Below are 19,076 nucleotides of genomic sequence, written 5' to 3' on the forward strand. Positions count from 1 at the left end.
GGCGTCATGAGAAATCGTAAATACATTCAATGACATATGAGTTCACGGTTTTGCTCGGAGTGGCGCGCCACGCTTCGGGCCCGAAGGACGAAGCGGGTCGGCGAAGCCGAAAGGCGAAGCGTGCCCGGCGGAGCCTCTTGGCGAAGACGGACTGTCTCAACGCACTCCGCTCCCCCTCCCCTAGCCATCCGCCCATCCCCCCCGTATAAACCGGTAGCTTCTTCCGTCACTCGAAGGAGCTCATATGAACGACCTGCACACGTGGCTTTCGCAACAGCACCACGGTTTGCGGACCTTCCGGACCTTTCAGCAAAAGCTCGAGACGCTTGGCCAGCACGATCCCGCCCAGCGCGGCCTGTGCCGCCTGCTCAGCGACGTCGTCGGCAGCTATGTCGAGGCCTTTGACGAGGCTCCGCTGCCGGTCGAGGTCGCCGACGGCGCCTATCATCGCCTGCTGACGCTGGTCGAAAGCCTCGATCTGCACGGCGACGCCGCCCGCCGTCTCACTGACATCAACCGCGTGGCGACCTGCGAGTTGTGGCGCTGATCGGCACGACGCGCGCGCAACTCAATTTTCAAATAGCAAGACACGCTTCTATGGCCTCGCGGCGCATGACGCCCGAGTCCTGTGCTTCTCTTGACGCCCCTTCCCAGGGAAAGGGCGCAGGGAAGGCCGGGCGCCGGCTGGCACCCGCGGTCCGCTGCGCGCAAATTGCGCGAAAACAAATGCACAGCGGCATACAGGGCAGCCTGGACATCCCGGCCTTTCCCTGCGCAGTGGTTTGACGGCTTATGGCGTGCTCTCCCCGGGGAGCGATGCACTATTGCCCCCGTCGCCTTGCAGATGGCTGATGCGCACGCCCGGTCGGGCAGCTACATCACCGCAAGCCTTGACGCACAGACCCCGGGCGTCAGGACGACACGCTTTTGCCGTACGCGGACCGCACCGGTCGTGTGCGCGCCAGTCAACTGCTCACGGGCAAGCCCGCCCTGCAATTGCCGCGCGCCGATGCGCCCACGTCCACTGCCACCCCGCCCGCGTATCGTGACGATCGCGAAACGCCCCTTATCCTTGGGCCGGGATGACGATCCTATACGACATTTCCGAATTTCGGTCAAGAAGAATTTTTGGGAATCACGAACCGACAATAGCTTCATTCAATAGCTTCATTCTGGCCCGCGTGTATCCACGTCGTCATTGCGAGCGCAGCGAAGCAATCCAGGAATGCATCCCCGGAGATAGTCTGGATTGCTTCGTCGCATGAGCTCCTCGCATGACGAGGAGGTGAGATCGCGCGTCCGACTGCCGTGACGGCGCGGAGCCCCAGGAGCCACGTGGCACCTGCTGTTCGAGTGTCGAACTATCGAGAGGGCTCCCGCACCGTTGCCACGCATTCGACTTCCCCGCGCCAATACCTATATCCTGTGGCAACCGATGTGATGCAGCGGACAGCTTTGATGGCCAGGAGACGCACGACAGAAGCCGACAGCGACGACCTCCCCCGCTATTTCGTCTGGGTGCGGGGCCTCGAAGGCCCGGAGCCGCAGAAATGGGCGGCGATGGATTTCGGCGTCGGCGACTGGAAGCGGCCGCTCGTGCTGGCCTATCTGGAGCTGCCGGAAGACGAACGGCGTCTGACGTTGTCAATGCTGGCCCGGCGCTATCCGCCGCCGCGGGTTGATCTTTCGTGAAGCCGGCGAGGCGTGCACTCCGAGGACGTCGGGTCCGCAAAGACGATGCAGAAGTCACTCCGGGCGATCGTGACCGGCGGCTCTTGACCCGTTTGAGATATCAAGTCGGCTTGCTTTCCTCGGAAGTTTCGTCATTATCGGCCGCATGACTGTCGTCGTGATCACGCTCGCGAACTTGTGGTGGCGCTCCACTTAGGAGCGGCACGGCTTTGTCATTCACCCAACCGTCGCCGCCGTTCATCGGCTTGCGAGGTTGCTTTCATCAAAAGTCTGATTGAACGGCGGCTCCTAATCTGGAGAACCGCGATGCAAGATTCGTCAGCCATCCTCCCTGTTATCTTGACCGGCGACAGGACAACCGGACCGTTGCACCTTGGGCACTACGTCGGTTCGTTGAAGAACCGCGTCGCCCTACAGACAACGCATCGGCAGTACCTGCTGCTGGCGGATACCCAGGCACTCACTGACAACGCGCACAATCCCGGTCGCGTGCGTGACAATGTCATTGAGATCGCGACAGACTACCTCGCTGTCGGCATCGACCCGAACCAGAGCACGATCTGTCTTCAATCGCATCTTCCGGCATTGGCCGATTTGACCCTGCTGTACATGAACTTTGTCACGGTGGCGCGGCTTGAGCGCAACCCAACCATCAAGGACGAAATTCAGGCGCGAGGTTTCGGCAGAGATATTCCTGCGGGGTTTCTCTGCTATCCCGTCGCCCAGGCCGCAGACATAACCGGCTTCAAAGCGACGATTGTCCCTGTTGGAGAGGATCAAGCTCCATTGATTGAGCAAACCAATGAGGTCGTTCGCCGCATCAATCGCCAAGCGGGTGTTGACGTGTTGCCAGAGGCCCACGCGCTTATTCCTCGGGTCGGACGTCTTCCCGGCATCGACGGCAAAGCCAAAATGAGCAAGTCGCAGGGCAATACTATTCAGCTATCAGCAACGGCCGATGAAATACGCGAGGCTGTCCGGCGCATGTTCACCGATCCAAACCATCTAAAGGCGTCCGATCCGGGTTGCGTCGAAGGCAACGTGGTCTTTACTTACTTGGATGCGTTCGATGAAGATCGCATCACGGTTGAGGACTTGACGGCACGCTATATCCGCGGCGGTCTGGGCGACAGCATTGTCAAGAAACGTCTGGATGACGTGCTGCAGGCACTTCTCGCGCCAATCCGAGACCGTCGCCGCGCACTCGCTCGTGATCCCGGCTATGTGCTGCAAGTCGTTAAACATGGCACTGCGCGAGCGCGGGAGATAACTGATGCCACTTTGCGCGATGTTCGCGCCGCGCTGGGTCTATTCACACTGAATTAATCGGATGGGGGTCAAGCCGAGCTTGTGTCTGGATTTGGCCTTAGCTGCCGCTCTTTTTCTGCGTCCTGACGTCGGCTTGCGGGGTACGAACAGACCCTATGTCGAACACGGCCGCGACGCCCGCATGTGACCCAACACATCATCCGGACGAGGCGGCATGATCCCGCTTGCTACCTCAACGGGATTGTGTGCAGAATACACCCGCATTTTATGACGCAACCATTGATAGATTCCGGAAAGTGCTGCCCGGTTTGGGCCTGACGCTTTCGCGGTCGAATTGCCGGAGGGGCTCATGACGCATCATGATGTCGGGCAAAACACCGAGTCTCCCGGGCCGGAACGCATTCCCAGCGCTTCGAACGCCGGCGGCGGTGCGGACGCCGTTCCGTCGAAACGCAAGCTGGTGCTGTTCGCCGACGGCACCGGCAATGCCTTCACCAGCCAGGAATCCAGCGTCTGGCGCCTCTATGAGGCGCTCGACCACACCCAGCCGGATCAGATCGCGTACTACATCAAGGGCGTCGGCACGGCCGGCTGGGCCCCGCTCGCCGCGCTCGACGGCGCCACTGGTTTGGGCGTGCCTTCCAACGTCCGCAAGCTCTACCGCTTCCTGTGCTGGAACTGGCGGCCCGGCGACGAGATCTACATCTTCGGCTTCAGCCGCGGCGCGTTCACCGCGCGCACGCTGGCGGCGCTGATCGCGAGCCAGGGACTTGTGCCGGCGGAGATCGAGGGCGAACCGGTCTCGCATGCCGAGATGGAGCGCAATGCCATGGCGGCGTGGCGGGCATACCGCAAGGCGTCGGTCGGCTATTGGAGCCTTCCAACGATCTGGATTGCACGCTGGATTCGCGACCTGCTGCTCCTCGTCTATCATTTCGTCTTCAGGCACCGCTCCTATGGCACGGTCTGCAAGGCCATGGCCGGCCGGACGAACGTCAAGATCGAATTTCTCGGGTTATTCGACACGGTCGAGGCGTTCGGCGTCCCGATCGAGGAACTGCGCGCGGCGATCGACTGGTCGATCTGGCCGATCTCATTCCGTAACCACGAGCTCTCACGCGCGGTGAAACGCGCCTGCCACGCGCTGGCTCTCGATGACGAGCGCACCAGCTTCCACCCCTTGCGCATCGACCAGCGAAAGCTGAAAGAGACGCGCCAGATCGTCAACGAGGTGTGGTTCGCCGGCGTGCATTCCGATATCGGCGGCGGTTATCCGGAATCCACCCTGTCCTTCGTCCCGCTGGTCTGGATGATCGAGCAGTTGGGAGGGCAGCTCCGCTTCCAGGACGGATCAATCGAGCATTTCCAGGCCTATCAGTCGGCGATCGGACCACGCCATGATTCACGCAGCGGCGCGGCGGTGCTGTACCGATACGATCCTCGTCCGATCCTCGGTGGTGAGGAGAATGGCGGCCCGCCTGTGGTGCACTTCGCCGTGGTCGAGCGAATGCTGTTCGGCTGCGATGACTACGCGCCGATCATGCTCCCTGCCAACGCACGCGTGCGGATGCCGGACGGGAGCATCCGGGAACTCACCGACGGCGGCACGCACAAGGCGATGCAGGACGCCTATCGCGAAAAGACGAAGGGCCCGGTAAGCAAGGGGGAAGCCGGCGCCTTCACCGCGATGGCAGCGCCCAACGCCGAGATGGTCAATCTCGCTCACGGCGCCGTGTGGTGGCGGCGCATCGCCTATTTCTCACTCCTCGTCATGGCGGGCGTGATCGTCGCCTGGCCGTGGATCGCGCACAAGATCGTGGACCTGTCGGTGGATAACGGCCTGCGCGATACCCTCGTGCTGCGGATCATCACCGACATCGACTGGGGCCTCGGCGCCGTGATCGGGCCGATCGCCAACATGCTCAAGAACGTGTTGCCGTCCTATGCCGGACCATGGCTCGACATCGCGCTCTACTATCCCTCATTGACCTTGCTCGTCGTGCTGCTGACGCGGGGCATCTGGAATGTGAACTCCCTGCTGCGCGACGGCATTCAGGAACGCGCGCGGCTCGCATGGTACCGGCCGGATCGCAAGGCAAGCGCGAAGAATCTCAGCAGACTGAACTTTTTGATCCGATTCGGCAGCTTCATGCAGAAAAAGGCCGGCTGGATACACTTCCCGTTCGCCAAGATCGTCTTTCCGCTCGTCTCCATCATCGCGATCTATGGCTTGGGCCTTCTGATTGGCTCCAGCAGCTTCTTCACCTGGCGCGTTGCGACGGGACAGGTCTGCGAGAGCCCGGAAACGAAGGCGGACAGGGAAAAGGCAACGGGCGCAGGGGTGCGCGCCAATATCGCACCGGCAAGACCTGTAGATGACGACGCCGTGCAGGCCGCCGAGCTATTCAAGGTCGATCAGTTCTGCTGGGCGAGCAGGCTCGCGGTCGAGAAGGACCGCAAGTACCGGGTCTGGATCGACGTGGAAGACCCCTGGTTCGACCGCACGATCATGACCGGTGTCAACGGCTTCCAGACCTACGAAACGCATCACTACTTCGCCTTGCCGCTTCGGCGGCTGTTCGGCGCAAACTGGTTTCAGCCGCTGGTGCGCGTCGGCGAGAAGGGCTTGAACGATCAACCGCTGCAAGCCGTGAACGCGATATCCGCCGATGAGCTGCCCCGCCGTATGAATCCGACCCTCCCCGCGGAAAAGGACAATGACAAGTCGAAGAACAGATATCCCGTGCATCTCGAAGATGCGACGGAGCTGTCGGATCCAGCCGACGCGGAGAAGCTGAAGGCGCTGAAGGACGACGTGGCCAGGATGAGCACATTCGACGCGCTTCCAAAAAACGAAACGGCCCGCAAGGTCTGGGACGCGCAGAAGCTGGCAAACGGAATGGTCGCCGAATTCGTGGCGCCCGACTCCGGCGAGCTGTTCTTCTACGTCAATGATGCCGTGCAGATCTACCCGGGCTTCCTCGGATGGCTTTTGCCATCGCATATTGCCGCCTTTTTTGGACCGAACGATCAGTACTACAAGAACAACAGTGGCAGGGCGCGGATTACGGTGCAGCGGCTGCCGGCACCGGACAAGCCGGTATCCTCGCCTGCGAGCAAATAGCGCGACCCGGCGCGATCCGGCGCGCTACGAAAGACCTGTTGCCCCCATGATTATGGGTGTCACCGCATCCGCACTGCGGCTAGACTTGCCCGTGCGCCGCGGGGGACACGCGGGTCGCGGGACCATGATCATGACCGAACAGGGCGAGACGGGTGAAGCCATCACCATCCTCCTCGTCGAGGACGACGCGCCGACCTGCTGGCGGCTCCAGGATGCGCTGGTCAAGGCCGGCTACGAGGTGCGCAGCGCCGGCACGCTCGGTGAAGCCCGTTCCGCGCTTGCCGGCGGCGCGCCGCGCGTGCTGCTGACCGATCTGCGGCTGCCCGACGGCCACGGCGTCGAGCTGATCCGCGAGATGAGGCAGCGCTTTCCCGACACCGAGATCATGGTGATCTCGGCACTCGGGGACGAGGAAAGCGTGATCTCCGCGATCACGGTCGGCGCCACCGGTTACCTGCTCAAGGATGCCTTCCCCACCGACATCGCCACCACCGTGCGCGATCTTGTCGCCGGCCATTCGCCGATCTCGGCCTCGATCGCCCGCTTCATCGTGCGCAGAACGCAAGTTGCCGCGCCAAATTCGGCAGAGCCGCCGCCCGGCCCCGCGCTCAACACGGCCAGGCTAACCCCGCGCGAGATCGACATCCTCTGGGGCATCGCCAAAGGCTTCAGCTATGCCGAGATCGCCAGCCATCTCGGCCTGTCCAAGCAGACCGTGCCCGGCCATATCAAGAACATCTATCGCAAGCTCGAAGTGCACACGCGCAGCGAAGCCGTGTTCGAGGCGGTGCAGCAGGGCCTGATCAAGCTGTGAGCGAGATTGCGGCCAAGACAGCTATAAAGGCACCCGCGCGCCCGCGGCGCCGGCTGATCGCCTCGCGCCTCGTGCCCTATCTGCTGCTGCAGGCCCTGATCGTGATCGCCACCGTCCTCGGGCTGCGGCTGCTGCAGCCGAGCGATCCCGACGATTTTGCGTTGAGCGGGTTTTCGCTGCGGGAGGACGGCGTGACGCGTCCGGTGACGCTGCCGGATTTCACAGCTTCGCGCTATTCGCTGGCCGATCCGCCGCTCTACACCGGCGCCTTCACGTTCCGTCGCGGCGAAGCGGCGTCGGGATGGTCGGTCTACCTGCCGCGCTTCAGCAACGCGGTGGAGGTCGCCGTCGACGGCGTCGTCGTGCTCGACTCCCGGCGCGATGCCAATGCCAACCGGCCCGACCGCAACACGCCGCAGATCGCAGCCATCCCCGCCTCGCTGCTGCGCGAAGGCAGCAACGACATCACGGTGCGGCTGTTCGTGTGGGGACCGTTGAAAGGCTTTCTCGACACGGTGTATGTCGGGCCGGATGTCGCCTTGCGTCCGGCCTATGAGACGCGCACGCTGCTGTTCGTCACGCTGCCGGTGGTGTTCTCGGCCTGGCAGTCGATCCTGGCCGTCATCCTCGCGATCATGTGGCTGATGCGGCGTCATGAGCCGGTCTACGGCGTGCTGGCGGCGGCGATGGTGCTCGGCGTGGTGCAGGCGTTCGCGCCGCCTCCGGTGCCGCCGGCCGCCACGTCGCGGCTCGCCGCCGTGCTGCTGGCGTCCGCGCCGATCGAGAGCGCGCTGATCGTCGTCTTCGCCGTGCTCTTCTTCGGCTGGCGCTGGCCGCGCTACGCCACGCTGCTGTTCGTGCCTGGAATCGTCGTGTTCGTGGTCGGGCTGATCGGGGGCCCGCCGCTGCCGCGCATCCTTTTTCTGGTGCTCGGCATTCCCACCGTCGGGCTCTGCCTGGTCCTGATGGCCTGCATCACGACGACTGCGGTGGTCCGCCGGCAGGATGCCGCGAGCTTCACGATCGGCTGCGCGGTGACCATCGTGCTGGTCTGCTGGGTCCAGGACATGCTTAACGTGCTCGAGATCGTGAGCAACGATCGCATCTTCGTCTCGCGCCTGTCCTATTCGGCGATGCTGGTCGCGATCGGCGCCGGGCTGACCTGGCGCTTTGCCCGCGCGCTGAACCAGGTCGACAGCTTTGCCGGCCAGCTCGTGACGCGCGTGCGCGAGGCCGAGGAGCGGCTGAAGGCGAGCTTTGCCAGCGAGGAGGAGCGCGCGCGCGCCGCCGCGCTCGCCAACGAGCGCACGCGCCTGATGCGTGACCTGCATGACGGCCTCGGCGGCCAGCTCGTCAGCATCGTCGCGCTGTCCGAGCGCGGCCATGAGGGCGCGACCATCACCGATGCCGCGCGTGCCGCGCTGAAGGATCTGCGTCTCGTCATCGATTCCATGGACGACATCGGCGGCGACCTGATGCTCGCCCTCGGCTCCTGGCGCGAGCGCGCCAGCGCGCAATTGCGGCCGCACGACATCACGCTCGACTGGCGCGTGGCGACGCCGCAGGGCCTGCCGCTGCATCCCGAGCTCAGGCCATGGCACGTCATCCAGATCGTGCGCATCCTCGACGAGGCCGTGACCAACGCGGTGAAGCACGCCGAGGCCCGCCGCATCGCGGTCACCATCGACACGCTCGACGGAACCCAAGGGCCGTACGGCGTGATCAGCGTGACCGACGACGGCCATGGCTTTGCGGTGAGCGGCAACGGCGAGGCTGGACGCAACGGCCAGACCGCGCGCGGCCTGCGCAACATGAGAAGCCGCGCCGCGCGCTGCGGCGCGGTGCTCGATCTGAACTCCGATGCCTCCGGGACGCGCGTGCGGCTGCAATTGCCGCAGCGCTTTCCCGACAGCGACGCGGCCGCGGGCTGAAAAGCCCCCTCTCCGGACGTGTGGGACGCGCGGAGAGAGGGAACGGGCCGGGTGATTTGCCGGCGGAGGACGGGGGGTTCGTCCGCACGGCGCCCTGGGCCCGAAGCGATGCAATCAATTCAATCGAACGGAAATATCAGCGCACGCCGACGCGATTGACCGGACCGCCGCGATTCATCGGCGTTCCCGCGCGGACGCCGACACCGGGCGCGCCGACGCCCGGGGTTGCGACCGCCGCCCGTGCGACCGGGGCTCCCACCACCACCGCAGTCGGCCGCACCACGCAGCCCTTGGGCACGCCGACCGTCTTGCAATAGACCACCGCCTGCGCCGGGCTCGTGCCCAGCGACACCATCGCCGCGCCGGCCAGCGCCATGACCGTCAGTGACATGACCGTCAGCCCTGCGCTCAGCGCTCCAGCTCTCTTCGACATCCTTCGCTCTCCTGCTTCCGTTCGGCGTCCCGATGCAATCACCGGGTCTCGCAGCCGAGGTGCAGCCTGAATGGCAAAAGACGGCGCGCGGATACATGCCATGAAGATGGGGGTACCGCGGCCGCAAGGTCTGGCCGGTGCCATGAACATGGCATGGACCCGCGCCAGGACTTCGCGAGATGGTCCGGCCCGATTGATCCCGGTCGGGACCAACGCAGATTCCAAAGAGGTGCTTCATGAAGATTTCGGTTCTTGCCGCGCTGCTGCTCGCGGCTGCCGCCCTGCCCGCTGCCGCGCAATCCGGTCCATCGGTCCAGGAGCAAATGGCCTGCCGCGGCGATGCCGGCAAATTCTGCGCCGAACATATCGGCAAGCCGCCGCAGATGAATGCCTGCCTGCGCGAGAACAAGTCGAAGCTCTCGGACTCCTGCCGCAAGGTCGTCGAATCGCGCGGCGGCTAGTCCTTCTTCCTTGTGAGAAGGCAGAGAGGGCGGCGCTCTGCCGCCCTCCCGAACGCGCCGCTACTCCTGCACCATCTCGCCGCTGCCGCCGAACTCGGCCGGGAAATCCTTCAGCTTCGGCAGGCCGTCGCGCATCGGCAGCACGGTCTCGGCATAGTTGACGTGAACGCCGGGCGCGAATGCGAGCGTCGGGATGGTGGCGGTGAAGACGTCGACCAGGCTGAGCGGCGGATGGTTGGTCATGAGATGGCCGCCGCACTTCCTGCAGAATTTGCGCTCGCTGAGCGGCGTCTTGGCAAACGTCTCGACATTCTCCGCGCCTTTCGTCACGCGCACGGAATCAGGCTTCCACAGGCTGAAGGCGTTGACGGGGCCGCCCGACCAGGAGCGGCAGGAGCGGCAATGGCAATAGCCCATCGCCTCCGGTGCGCCCGTGACTTCGATCGTCACCGCGCCACAGAAGCAGTTTCCGACATGTTTCATTTTTATCGTCTCCGGTTGATGGAAGAATCGTTATCGCGCGTCGGCGTCCCGCGCGTCCTCCGTTCGGTGGACGCACGGGACGAGGACGAGACTATACTGATCTGCGCCAGGGAATAAGCATCGACACCCGTTGTTTGTACTGCCGGTACTCGTCACCGAAGAGAGCGACGAGGTCGTGCTCCTCCAGCGCGATGCCGACGAAGATGTAGAGCGTGGTGACGGCCGCGAACAGCAGATGGCCCGCGGTCATGGTCGGCGCCGCCCAGAACGCAATGATGAAACCGAGATAGATCGGATGGCGGACGAAATTGTAGAGCAGCGGCGTCTTGAAGCGCGGCGGCGTCATCTCCTTCCCGACCAGATGGTTGGTCACCTGATGCAATCCGAACAATTCGAAATGGTTGATGATGAAGGTCGAGGTGAACACCAGCACCCAGCCGGCGAAGGACAGCGTGACCAGTGTCACGGCCAGATCCGGAGTCTCGACGTTCCATATGACGGAGGGCAGCGGACGCCACTGCCAGAACAGGAGAAGCAGTGACAGGCTCGCCAGCAGCACGTACGTGCTTCGCTCGACCGGTTTGGGGACGAACTGGGTCCACCAGGCCTTGAACTGCTGGCGCGCCATCACGCTGTGCTGGACCGCGAACAACGACATCAGGAGCAGATTGACGATGACGGCTTCGGCCGTCGAAGTCTCGGTTCCCGAATCGATGGTCTTGGGCACCATGACCCCCATGACGAAGCCGATGGCATAGAGAATGGTGACGAAAAACACGAGATATGCCGCAATTCCGTACAGAAAGGCGACGACCTTGAAAATGCGTGAGCCCGCAACCTCCGGGCCGATGGAATGAACCTGATGATCAAGTTGGGTCATGAAACGCTCCGTTGTGCCGAGGCATCGACACTGTTTGGTCTTTGCACCATGCATCGCGGACGGGCTCGCGACTTTCGCGGACGATTGATTTTCGCCTGAGACGACTTTGATTTTTGCTTGAGACGACGAAAACGTGCGATTTCGCTTTGAAAACAACGTGCTTGACGGCGACCTGCGGGAACTCACCTGCGGCGGGGTCCCCGTGCCGTTGCAGCCGCAAGTGTTCGATCTCCTGCTGTTTCTCGTCGCGCAACGCGCGCGTGTGGTCAGCAAGGATGACCTGATCAGCCAGATCTGGAGCGACCGGATCATCTCGGATTTCGCGCTGAACAGCCGGATCAATGCCGCGCGCAAGGCGCTTGGTGACGACGGCGCGACACAGCGGCTGATCAAGACCATCCCGCGCAAGGGCTTTCGCTTCGTCGGCGAAGTCCGGGAAGAGATGGCAATTTCGGTCGCACCAGTCGAAGCCGGGCCCGCTCTCCCGCGCGCGGACCGTCGGGCGGTCGCCGTGCTCGCCTTCGAGAACATGAGCGGCGATCCTGCACAGGATTATTTCGCCGACGGGATCAGCGAAGACATCCTGACCGCGCTGTCGAAACAACGCTGGTTCATGGTGATCGCCCGCAACTCGTCCTTCACCTATAAGGGACGGGCGGTCCACATCAGGCAGATCGCCGAGGAGCTCGGCGTCCGCTACGTCGTCGAAGGCAGCGTGCGCAAGGCGGACAACCGGGTGCGCATCACCGCGCAGCTCAACGATGCTTCGTCCGGCAGCCATCTCTGGGCCGAGCGCTACGATCGCGAGCTGGTCGACGTCTTCGCCGTCCAGGACGAGATCACCAACGCGATTGCCGCGGCGATCGAACCGCAGATTCATGCGGCCGAGAGTTTTCGCGCCCGCGGCAAGGGGCCTGCGAGCCTGGACGCATGGGATCTGTTGATGCGGGCATTGTCGCATTATTGGCGGGTGACGAGGCGCGATCACGCGGCCGCAACGACGCTGCTCGAACGCGCGATCGGGATTGATCCGAACTACGGCCGGGCGCTGTCGGTGCTGGCGGCAAACCACATGGTCGGCGTGCATCTCGGCTGGGCCGAGCTCGCCGCGGTGGCCCCAGTGGCGGAAGCCGCCGCACTGGCCGCGGTACGCTGCGACCATGAGGATGCCTGGGCCCACGTCGCGCTCGGTAGCGTCTGCTTCTCGACACGCAGGCTTGCGGACGCGCTGTCCGAGTTCGAGCAGGCGCTCGCGCTCAATCCGAACTTCTCGCTGGCGCAAGGCTATTACGCGCTGGCGCTGTCCTATGCCGGACGGCCGAAGGAGTCGTTCGAGGCCGCCCAAAGGGCGATCCGGCTGTCACCGCGCGATCCGTCGCTGGCGATCTATCAGGGCATCGCCGGCTATGCGCGCTTCACCGAACGCCAATATAGCGAGGCCATCGCGCCCGCGCGCGAGGCGATCCGCCATCGCGGCGATCTCACCGGCGCCTACCGCGTGCTCGCGGTCTCCGCCGGCATGACGGGCGACGACATGCTTGCGGAGACGGCGCTGGCCGAGCTCCGCCGCACCCAGCCGGACATCTCGCTGCACTGGATCGCGACGCAGCTGCCATGGGCCAATGAGGCCGATTGCGAGCACTATCTGGAGGGATTCCGGCGCGCGGGGTTGCGCTAGGCGATCGCCATGCCGTCGCTACGTCCGCTTGCGCGGCGGTCCGGTGTATTCCGAGTGGCGCAGGGGGTCTGACCGCCCTCCCGCGACGCTGTGTCGCTAGTCCACCGGCCATGTCGGCCAACGGCCGACATCACGGCTCCCCGGCAATAAAAGGCCGATCCATCAAAACAGGACGCGCTGTACATTTTTTGTGCTGACCCTGTCGAGACTTTCATCTTGCGGCGCCGAACGAGACTGTGTGAGCCTCGGTACCCGGATGGGGACTGGGATGAGCCGGCCGTAGCTTTGCGCGCGAAGACGCCTGCGAAGCGTGTACGGCTGGTCTCGCATGAGAAAGATACGACATGCCAAAACGAGTGTTGCTTGGCCTCCTCCTCGCTTGCGGGCTTGCGGCCCCGGCACTGGCGCAAGAGCCGAAAACGGGGGGCGTGGTCAACGCCGTGATCCAGCCCGAGCCGCCCGGCCTGATGCTCGCGATCGTCCAGAACGGCCCGACCCAGATGGTGTCGGGCAACGTCTTCGAGGGCCTCTTGCGCTACAACCCCAAGCTCGAACCGCAGCCGGAGCTCGCCGAGAGCTGGAGCGTCAGCGAGGACGCCAAAACCTATACTTTCAAGCTCAGGAAGGGCGTGACCTGGCACGACGGCAAGCCCTTCACCGCCGCGGACGTGTTGTTCTCCATCGAGATGCTGAAGCAGACCCACGCGCGCGCCCGCACCAACCTGGCACAGGTCGACAAGATCGAGGCACCGGACGACCATACGGTGGTCTTCACGCTGAAACAGCCGTTCGGCCCGTTCCTCGGCATCTTCGAGGTCGGCTCGATGCCGATGGTGCCGAAACATCTTTATGAAGGCACCGACTGGAAGACCAACGCTTACAACAATGCGCCGATCGGCACCGGCCCGTTCATGTTCAAGGAGTGGCAGAAGGGCTCGTTTATCCGCCTGGTCAAGAACCCGAACTACCACGAGAAGGGCAAGCCCTATCTGGACGAGATCTACTGGCAGATCATTCCCGACGCCGCGGCGCGTTCGGTGGCGTTTGAGACCGGCAAGGTCGACGTGCTGCCCGGCGGCTCGGTTGAGAATTTCGACGTGCCGCGGCTGTCCAAGCTGAAGGACACTTGCGTCACCGGCGCCGGCTGGGAGTTCTTCTCGCCGCTGTCCTGGTTGTGGCTCAACAACCGCCAGGGCCCGCTCGCCGACAAGCGGGTGCGGCAGGCGATCATGTATGCGATCGACCGCGACTTCGCCAAGGACGTGATCTGGAACGGGCTCGGCAAGGTCGCCACCGGCCCGTCCGCCTCGACCATCAAGTACTACACCGCCGACGTGCCGAAGTACCCTTACGATCCGGCCAAGGCCAAGGCGCTGCTGAAGGAAGCCGGCTACAAGGGCGAGAAGATCCGGATGCTGCCGCTCGCCTATGGCGAGACCTGGCAACGCTGGGGTGAAGCCGTGAAGCAGAACCTCCAGGACGTCGGCATGACCATCGAGACGATCGCCACCGACGTTGCCGGCGGCAACCAGAAGATCGGCGACTGGGACTATGACATCGCCTTCACCTATCTCTACCAGTATGGCGATCCAGCGCTCGGGGTCGGCCGCAATTACATCTCCAGCAATATCGTGAAGGGACAGGTCTTCAACAACGTCGAGGGTTATTCCAACCCGGAGATCGACAAGCTGTTTGCCGACGGCGCGGTCGCGACCCCCGACTCCAAGCGCAAGGAGATCTACGAGAAGGCGCAGAAGATCCTGGTCGAGGACGTGCCGGTGGCCTGGATGCTCGAGCTGCAATTCCCGACCATCACCCGCTGCAAGGTCAAGAACCTGATCACCACGGCGATCGGCGTCAATGACGGCTTCAAGGATGCATGGCTCGACAAGTAGTGACGGCCTGACCTTTCTGCTAAGGCTCTCGCTACATGACCTCCGATCGAGCCGCAATCTCGCTGCACCTCCCCCGCTTGCGGGGGAGGTCGACGCGTTCGCAGAGCGCGGCGGGAGAGGGCTTTCTCCTCTCGGCGTCCTCTCTGCGGAAACACCCTCTCCCCTGCCCTCTTCCGCAAGCGGGAGAGGGAGCGCACCGTGATTGTCGCTGCGTTCAACCCGATCTGATCGCCATCTAGATGCTCTCCTTCGTTGCTCAGCGTGTCCTCAAGGGCGTGATCGTCCTGCTTGCGATCGTCGTCCTCAATTTCTTCCTGATCCGACTCGCGCCCGGCGATCCCGCGGTCGTGATGGCGGGCGAGGCCGGCGCCAGCGATCAGGTCTTCGTCAAGCAGCTCCGGGAAAAGTTCGGCCTCGACAAGCCGCTGCCGGAACAGCTCTTCATCTACGTCAAGGGCGTCGTGACCCTCGACCTCGGCTTCTCCTTCCGCCAGCAGGCGCCGGTCGCAAAGCTGATCGGGGAACGGCTGCCGGCGACGCTGCTGTTGACGCTGACGGCATTCGCGATCTCGCTCGCGCTCGGCATCCTGTTCGGCACCTTCGCCGCGCGCTTTGCCGGAACCTTCCTCGACACGGCCATTACCGTGTTCGCGCTGATCTTCTACGCCATGCCGCTTTTCTGGGTGGCGCTGATGGGCATCCTGCTGTTCTCGGTCACCATGGATTGGCTGCCGAGCTTTGGTTACGAGACGGTCGGTGCCAACCTCACCGGCCTCGCCCATGCGGTCGACGTCGCAAAGCACCTGATCATGCCGGCGATGACGCTCGGCCTGTTCTTCATGGCGACCTACACCCGCATGACGCGCGCTTCGATGCTGGAGGTGAAGCGGCTCGACTTCGTCAAGACCGCGCGCGCGAAAGGCCTCTCCGACGCCGTGATCCAGCGCCGCCACGTGCTGCGCAACGCGCTGCTGCCGGTGGTGACGCTGGCCGGCGTCCATTCCGGCACGCTGATCGGCGGTGCCGTCATCACCGAGACCGTGTTCGCCTGGCCCGGCATCGGGCGCCTGATGTACGACGCCCTGCTCCAGCGCGACTACAATCTGCTGCTCGGCGTCTTCGTGATCTGCTCCGCCATGGTGCTGGTCTTCAACCTGATCACCGACCTGGTCTACCGCCTGGTCGACCCACGCATCGAATTCGCCGCATGAAACAGTTCTGGAAATCGATGTTGAAGAGTCCGAGCGGGGTCATCGGGCTCATCATCCTTCTGCTCGCGATCTCGGTCGCATTGTTCGGGCCGATGCTGTTCCCGAACTCGCCCTGGCGCATGGTGCAGCGGCCGTTCCTGCCGCCGTTCACCCTGTCGACCGTGCCGCTCGGCACTGATGCGCTCGGCCGCGACGTGTTCGCCGGCATGATCTTTGGCGCGCGGGTGTCGCTGCTGGTGGGCCTCGTCTCCACGCTGGTGGCGCTGGTCGTCGGCGTACCGATCGGCGCCATGGCCGGCTATTTCGGCGGCAAGGTCGACGACGCTCTGATGCGCTTCACCGAGTTCTTCCAGACCATTCCGAGCTTCGCGCTTGCGATCGTGCTGGTCGCGATCCTGCAGCCCTCGATCTATTCGATCGTGGCCTCGATCGCGCTGGTGAGCTGGCCGCCGGTGGCCCGGCTCGTGCGCGGCGAGGTGCTGTCGCTGCGCACGCGCGAATATGTCCAGGCCGCCGTGGTCACCGGACAGAGCAACAGCTGGATCATCCTGCGCGAGATCCTGCCCAACGCGCTGTCGCCGGTGATCGTGCTGGCCTCGCTGATGGTGGCGACCGCGATCCTCCTGGAATCCTCGCTGTCCTTCCTCGGCCTCGGCGATCCCAATCTGATCTCCTGGGGCTACATGGTCGGCGCCGGCCGCACCGTGATCCGCCAGGCCTGGTGGATCACCGTGTTTCCCGGCGTCGCGATCCTGATCTCCGTGCTCGGACTGAACCTGATCGGCGAAGGCCTCAACGACGCGCTCAATCCGCGCCTGTCGCGGGAGGGACGCTGACGATGACCGCCCCACCCGCCGTCTCCATCAAAAACTTGCGGATCGCGCTGCCCAAAGGCGCCGAGCGTGCTTTCGCCGTCGACGGCGTCTCGCTGGAGCTGCGGCCCGGCAAGATCGTCTGCGTGGTCGGCGAATCCGGCTCCGGCAAATCGATGTGCGCGCATGCGCTGATGGGCCTGTTGCCTGACACGGTGTCTATCGCCTCCGGCGAGATCCAGTTTGAAGGCCGCGACCTGCTCAAGCTCGATGACGACGGCTGGCGCGATCTGCGCGGCCGCAGGCTGGCGATGATTTTTCAGGAGCCGATGACCGCGCTCAATCCGTTGATGCGGATCGGCGACCAGATGGCGGAGATGTTCGAGGCGCACGGCCTGCTGACGCCGAAGGACCGGCGCGCGAGAGCGCTGGCGCTGGCGCGCGAGGTCGGCCTGCCCGACCCCGAGCGCATCGTGCGCGCCTATCCGCACCAGCTTTCCGGCGGCCAGCGCCAGCGCGCCATGATCGCGATGGCGCTGGCACTCGAGCCGGCGGTGCTGGTCGCGGACGAGCCGACCACCGCGCTCGACGTCACCACGCAGGCGCAGATCCTCAAGCTGATCCGCAACCTCCAGCGCAACCGCAACATGGCGGTGATGTTCATCACCCACGATTTCGGCGTGGTCGCCGACATCGCCGACCAGGTCGTGGTGCTCCGCCATGGCAAGGTCGTCGAGGAAGGCCCGGCCGCGACCGTCTTCAACGAGCCGCAGCACGACTATACCAAGGCGCTGCTCGCAGCCGTGCCGTCGATGGATCCGCCGGCGCGCGCACCGCTGGACGATCAGGCCAGGGCGGTCGAGGTGATCGGGCTGGACAAGACCTATGTGACATCAAGCGGCTGGTTTCGCGAAGACCGCCGCGTCGATGCGGCGCGCGCGGTCAATTTCAGCATCCTCAAGGGCGAGACGCTCGGCCTCGTCGGCGAATCCGGCTCCGGAAAATCGTCGGTGGCGCGGCTGGTGATGCGGCTGATCGAGGCCGACCGCGGCACGGTGCGAATCGGCGAGACCGATCTCACCTCACTTTCGGGCAAGGCGCTGCGCGCCGAGCGCCATCGCATCCAGATGATCTTCCAGGATCCATTCGCCTCGCTCAATCCGCGGCGCAAGATCGGCCACATCATCGCCGACGGCCCGATCGCGGCCGGCCTTGATCCGAAGGTCGCCATCGACCGCGCCCGCGATCTCCTCAGGATGGTGGGCCTGGATGCCGGCGCACTCGAACGCTATCCGCATGAATTCTCGGGCGGCCAGCGCCAGCGCATCGGCATTGCGCGCGCGCTGGCGCTAGAGCCCGAGATCATCGTCGCGGATGAAGCCGTCTCCGCGCTCGACGTCTCCGTACAGGCGCAGGTGTTGAGGCTGCTCGAAGACCTCAAGGAACGCCTCGGCCTCTCGATGCTGTTCATCACCCACGACTTGCGCGTCGCCGCCCAGATCTGCGACCGCATCGCGGTGATGCAGCGCGGCGCCATCGTCGAGCTGAAGCAGACCGCGCAGCTCTTCGCCGCGCCCGAGCATGCCTATACGCGCGAGCTGCTTGCGGCGGTGCCGGGACGCAAGGAACGCGCGCCGGCGGCGTGAACGCTTGCGGCACCGGATCGCCGAACTTCGGGATGGTTCCAAAAACTTGCCTGCCGAGCGACGTGAAACATATTCGATCCAACAGCATTTGCTTCGCGAGACTGTCCTAGTTGATGACAGCAAGGCTGAATCGACACGAGTTCGCTCGTTTGGCTCGTCGAGTCTTGCAACGAATATGAAGTGGTGAGCGGTTTCTCAACCCAGCGCATTGAAGGCGCTGGAGATGCGGGACGTGCTCACGCGTTTTTTATTCCTTCGTGATCGGCCGCGCCGCTTCAAAGCCGAAGACGGCGCCATACATTCGGATGGAATGATCGTCATCATCTGATGGCGGATTGGCCAACTGAGATTCGGAGCCGCCATGGGCGAAGTTATTCGATTTGTCTCGAAGTCCGAGCGCGAGCGCGCGCGCCTCATTCAGGAGGCACGCGCCATCTACGACAGCATCTTCCCGCCGGCTGATCCGGCCGGCGACGGGCAGGACAAGGCGACCGGCCGCGCGTTTGGCCGCGGCAACGGAAGTCACCTCGCATGATCAAGATCATCGCCGTGCTCTGCAGCCTCGCCTCTCCGAGCAATTGTCACGAGCAGATCGTGACCACCTCCGACTTCGCCGAGATTTCGGTGCAATCCTGCCTGATGGGCGCGCCGCAGCTTGCCGACTGGATGAATCAGCATCCGGCGGAGCGCCTGGCTGCGTGGCGCTGCGTGATCGGGAAGCAGAACGGCAAGGGGATCTAGCAACGA

At 64.1% G+C, this 19,076-nt stretch carries 17 protein-coding genes; 14 read left to right on the top strand and 3 right to left on the bottom strand.

The window, feature by feature from the left end; all coding sequences use genetic code 11:
• Window positions 1-244: 244 nt before the first annotated feature.
• From IVA79_RS02245 to IVA79_RS02270, 6 genes are all read left to right on the top strand, one after another.
• Complete coding sequence (locus IVA79_RS02245) at window positions 245-547, top strand: hypothetical protein (protein ID WP_247550094.1); 303 nt, start codon at window positions 245-247, stop codon at window positions 545-547.
• A gap of 911 nt (window positions 548-1,458) precedes the next feature.
• On the top strand, window positions 1,459-1,692 hold the full coding sequence (locus IVA79_RS02250) for a hypothetical protein (protein ID WP_247550095.1): 234 nt from the start codon (window positions 1,459-1,461) through the stop codon (window positions 1,690-1,692).
• 306 nt (window positions 1,693-1,998) lie between these two features.
• Window positions 1,999-3,018 (top strand): tryptophan--tRNA ligase, encoded by a 1,020-nt coding sequence (gene trpS, locus IVA79_RS02255; RefSeq protein ID WP_247550097.1) that lies wholly within the window; start codon window positions 1,999-2,001, stop codon window positions 3,016-3,018.
• 292 nt (window positions 3,019-3,310) lie between these two features.
• Entirely contained in the window at window positions 3,311-6,085 is a 2,775-nt protein-coding gene (locus IVA79_RS02260) for a DUF2235 domain-containing protein (RefSeq protein WP_247550099.1), read from the top strand.
• A 130-nt stretch (window positions 6,086-6,215) separates the two neighbouring features.
• Complete coding sequence (locus IVA79_RS02265; RefSeq protein ID WP_247550100.1) at window positions 6,216-6,899, top strand: response regulator transcription factor; 684 nt, start codon at window positions 6,216-6,218, stop codon at window positions 6,897-6,899.
• Window positions 6,896-8,830: an ATP-binding protein gene (locus IVA79_RS02270; RefSeq protein WP_247550102.1), complete on the top strand. Its 1,935-nt coding sequence runs from the start codon at window positions 6,896-6,898 to the stop codon at window positions 8,828-8,830. Before IVA79_RS02265 ends, IVA79_RS02270 begins: the two co-directional genes overlap by 4 nt.
• 136 nt (window positions 8,831-8,966) lie before the next feature.
• Here the strand turns inward: IVA79_RS02270 and IVA79_RS02275 are convergent, their stop codons facing one another.
• Window positions 8,967-9,263 carry a hypothetical protein gene (locus IVA79_RS02275; protein WP_247550103.1) on the bottom strand — a complete coding sequence of 99 codons (297 nt, stop codon included), beginning with the start codon at window positions 9,261-9,263 and terminating at the stop codon, window positions 8,967-8,969.
• A gap of 236 nt (window positions 9,264-9,499) precedes the next feature.
• Between IVA79_RS02275 and IVA79_RS02280 the strand changes: the two genes are divergently transcribed.
• Window positions 9,500-9,724 carry a hypothetical protein gene (locus IVA79_RS02280; RefSeq protein WP_247550105.1) on the top strand — a complete coding sequence of 75 codons (225 nt, stop codon included), beginning with the start codon at window positions 9,500-9,502 and terminating at the stop codon, window positions 9,722-9,724.
• Window positions 9,725-9,784: 60 nt separating this feature from the next.
• On the opposite strand, the gene IVA79_RS02285 is transcribed toward IVA79_RS02280, so the two are convergent.
• Together IVA79_RS02285 and mddA are read right to left on the bottom strand one after the other, a co-directional pair.
• On the bottom strand, window positions 9,785-10,207 hold the full coding sequence (locus IVA79_RS02285) for a GFA family protein (protein ID WP_247550107.1): 423 nt from the start codon (window positions 10,205-10,207) through the stop codon (window positions 9,785-9,787).
• A gap of 91 nt (window positions 10,208-10,298) precedes the next feature.
• On the bottom strand, window positions 10,299-11,087 hold the full coding sequence (gene mddA, locus IVA79_RS02290) for a methanethiol S-methyltransferase (protein ID WP_247550109.1): 789 nt from the start codon (window positions 11,085-11,087) through the stop codon (window positions 10,299-10,301).
• Between the two features lie 133 nt (window positions 11,088-11,220).
• Here mddA and IVA79_RS02295 point away from each other — a divergent pair, with 133 nt between their 5' ends.
• The 7 genes from IVA79_RS02295 to IVA79_RS02325 all read left to right on the top strand — a co-directional run bounded on the left by IVA79_RS02295 (window position 11,221) and on the right by IVA79_RS02325 (window position 19,070).
• A complete protein-coding gene (locus IVA79_RS02295) occupies window positions 11,221-12,765 on the top strand; it encodes a winged helix-turn-helix domain-containing protein (RefSeq protein WP_247550110.1) in 1,545 nt (514 codons plus the stop codon).
• Window positions 12,766-13,109: 344 nt separating this feature from the next.
• Complete coding sequence (locus IVA79_RS02300; RefSeq protein WP_247550112.1) at window positions 13,110-14,660, top strand: ABC transporter substrate-binding protein; 1,551 nt, start codon at window positions 13,110-13,112, stop codon at window positions 14,658-14,660.
• 239 nt (window positions 14,661-14,899) lie between these two features.
• Complete coding sequence (locus IVA79_RS02305) at window positions 14,900-15,871, top strand: ABC transporter permease (protein ID WP_247550114.1); 972 nt, start codon at window positions 14,900-14,902, stop codon at window positions 15,869-15,871.
• Entirely contained in the window at window positions 15,868-16,707 is an 840-nt protein-coding gene (locus IVA79_RS02310; RefSeq protein WP_247550116.1) for an ABC transporter permease, read from the top strand. Before IVA79_RS02305 ends, IVA79_RS02310 begins: the two co-directional genes overlap by 4 nt.
• Window positions 16,708-16,709: 2 nt before the next feature.
• On the top strand, window positions 16,710-18,329 hold the full coding sequence (locus IVA79_RS02315; RefSeq protein ID WP_247550118.1) for an ABC transporter ATP-binding protein: 1,620 nt from the start codon (window positions 16,710-16,712) through the stop codon (window positions 18,327-18,329).
• Between the two features lie 361 nt (window positions 18,330-18,690).
• Window positions 18,691-18,864: a hypothetical protein gene (locus IVA79_RS02320; protein WP_247550119.1), complete on the top strand. Its 174-nt coding sequence runs from the start codon at window positions 18,691-18,693 to the stop codon at window positions 18,862-18,864.
• Window positions 18,861-19,070, top strand: a complete 210-nt coding sequence (locus tag IVA79_RS02325) for a hypothetical protein (RefSeq protein ID WP_247550121.1) — start codon at window positions 18,861-18,863, stop codon at window positions 19,068-19,070. Before IVA79_RS02320 ends, IVA79_RS02325 begins: the two co-directional genes overlap by 4 nt.
• The last annotated feature ends 6 nt before the right edge of the window (window positions 19,071-19,076 follow it).

The sequence above is a fragment of the Bradyrhizobium sp. 138 genome (assembly GCF_023074075.1).
Classification (GTDB): domain Bacteria; phylum Pseudomonadota; class Alphaproteobacteria; order Rhizobiales; family Xanthobacteraceae; genus Bradyrhizobium.